At 67.4% G+C, this 2,236-nt stretch carries 2 protein-coding genes; one reads left to right on the top strand and one right to left on the bottom strand.

The annotated features are described in order from the left end of the window. Positions 1-9: 9 nt before the first annotated feature. On the top strand, positions 10-177 hold the full coding sequence (locus tag VFV21_RS13480) for a frataxin domain-containing protein (protein WP_414638496.1): 168 nt from the start codon (positions 10-12) through the stop codon (positions 175-177). On the opposite strand, the gene VFV21_RS05700 is transcribed toward VFV21_RS13480, so the two are convergent. Further along, positions 167-2,236: PBP1A family penicillin-binding protein (locus VFV21_RS05700; protein WP_329668510.1), on the bottom strand; the 2,070-nt coding region annotated here is incomplete at its 5' end. The two genes, VFV21_RS13480 and VFV21_RS05700, sit on opposite strands and share 11 nt — an antisense overlap.

The following is a 2,236-nucleotide window of genomic DNA, read 5'->3' as shown; positions in this document are numbered from 1 at the left end:
GTGATCAACATGCAGAAGCCGCTGCACGAGATGTGGCTGGCCGCCCGCGGCGGCGCCTATCACTACCGGTGGGACGGACAGTGCTGGCGCGACACCAAGGGCACCGGCGAGTTCTTCGCCGAACTGAGCAGGCACGCCAGCCTGCAGGCCGGCCGCCAGCTAGCGTTCAGTTCCTGAACAGGTCCAGGATGCTGCGGCGCTCGTCGGCGGGCGCCGGCGGGATCGGCGGCGGCAGGCCGCCGGAGTTCTGCATGCTGGGGTCGCCGGGCACTCCGGGCGCCTGCTCGCCCGAGGAGCCGCCCTGGGGACGGTTGCGCGCCTCGCCGCCGTTCTCGCCCGAGAGCCCCAGGCTGCCGACGCCGTTGCCGCGCGCGTATTCTTCGTAGTACCACTCGCCGCCGACGTTCACCAGGCCTTCGGGGGCGGAGGGCTCCATCACGGGCACGCCCTTGAGCGCCGTCTCCATGAAGTTGATCCACACCGGCAGGCTCAGGCCGCCGCCGGTCTCGCGGTCGCCCAGCGAGCGCGGCGTGTCGTATCCCATCCAGACGATCGCCACCAGCGTGGGGTGGAAGCCGTTGAACCAGGTGTCGATCGCGTCGTTGGTGGTGCCGGTCTTGCCGTACAGGTCGGGGCGCTTGAGGTCACGCTGCGCGCGGGCGGCGGTGCCGGCGCGGGTGATCTCCTGCATCAGACGGTTCATGACGAAGGCGTTGCGCGCGTCGATGGCGCGCATCGATTCGTTCAGCAGCGGCGGCTGGCTCTCCACCAGCGTCTTGCCCTTCTGGTCGACGATGCGGGTGATGAGCCAGGGGTTGACGCGGTAGCCGCCGTTGGCGAACACCGCATAGCCCAGCGCCACCTGCATCGGCGTGACCGAGCCAGCGCCCAGCGCCATGGTGAGGTAGGGCGGGTGCTTCTCGGCATCGAAGCCGAAGCGCGTGATCCAGTCCTGCGCGTTCTGCGGGCCCACCGCCTGCAGCACGCGGATCGAGACCATGTTCTTGGACTTGGCCAGCGCGGTGTGCAGCGGCATCGGGCCCTCGAACTTGCCGTCGTAGTTCTTCGGCTCCCAGGGCTGGCCGCCGGTGACGCCGGAGTCGAAGAACAGCGGGCTGTCGTTGACGATGGTGCTGGGCGAGAAGCCCTTTTCCAGCGCCGCGGAGTAGATGAAGGGCTTGAAGCCGGAACCGGGCTGGCGCCAGGCCTGCGTCACGTGGTTGAACTTGTTCTTGTTGAAGTCGAAGCCGCCGACCATGGCGTGCACCGAACCGTCGCGCGGATCGAGCGCCACGAACGCGCCTTCCACCTCGGGCAGCTGGGTGATCTCCCAGGTGTCCTTGGGCGTCTTCATGACGCGGACGATGGCGCCGCGGCGGATCTTGATCTTGGGCTGCGCCTTGTCGGACAGGCCGGAGCGCGCCGCGTTCAGGCCTTCGCCGACGATCTCGAAGCGCTCGGCGTTGCCGCGCACGGCCACGATCTTCTTCGGGTTGACCTCCAGCACCACGGCGGCCATCACGTCGCCGTTGTCCGGATGCTCGGCCAGGGCGTCGTCGATCGCGTCTTCCAGTTCCTTCGGGTCGGCCGGCAGGTCGACGAAGCGCTCCGGGCCGCGGTAGATCTGCCGCTTCTCGTAGTCCATGATGCCCTTGCGCAGGGCCTTGTACGCCGCTTCCTGTTCGTTGGCCTTGACCGTGGTGAACACGTTCAGGCCGCGGGTGTAGGCCTCGTCGCCGTACTGCGCATAGACCAGCTGGCGCACGGTCTCGGCCACGTACTCGGCACGGACCGCGGTGGTCTGCATGCCGGTACGGACGCGCAGTTCCTGCTTCTTGGCTGCATCGGCCTGCTCTGGCGTGATGAAACCGTTTTCCTCCATCCGTTCGATGATGTAAAGCTGCCTCGAGCGGGCGCGGGACGGATTGGTGACCGGGTTGAAGGCCGACGGCGCCTTCGGCAGGCCGGCCAGCATGGCCGCCTCGGCGATCGTGATCTCCTTGAGCGGCTTGCCGAAGTAGGTCTCCGAGGCGGCCGCGAAACCGTAGGCGCGGTTGCCCAGGAAGATCTGGTTCATGTAGATCTCGAGGATCTGGTCCTTCGTCAGCAGGTGTTCCAGCTTGAACGTGAGCAGGACTTCGTAGAGCTTGCGGGTGAAGGTCTTCTCGGACGACAGGTAGACGTTGCGCGCCACCTGCATGGTGATGGTGGAGGCGCCCTGGCTCTTGACCCGGCC

The sequence above is a fragment of the Arenimonas sp. genome (assembly GCF_036275555.1).
GTDB lineage: Bacteria > Pseudomonadota > Gammaproteobacteria > Xanthomonadales > Xanthomonadaceae > Arenimonas.
This window is presented reverse-complemented; position numbering and strand designations above follow the sequence as displayed.

Bases quoted from the DNA above. Each gene is read 5' to 3' on its own strand.
- VFV21_RS13480 (WP_414638496.1), top strand. From the start codon at position 10: ATGCAGAAGCCGCTGCACGAGATGTGGCTGGCCGCCCGCGGCGGCGCC.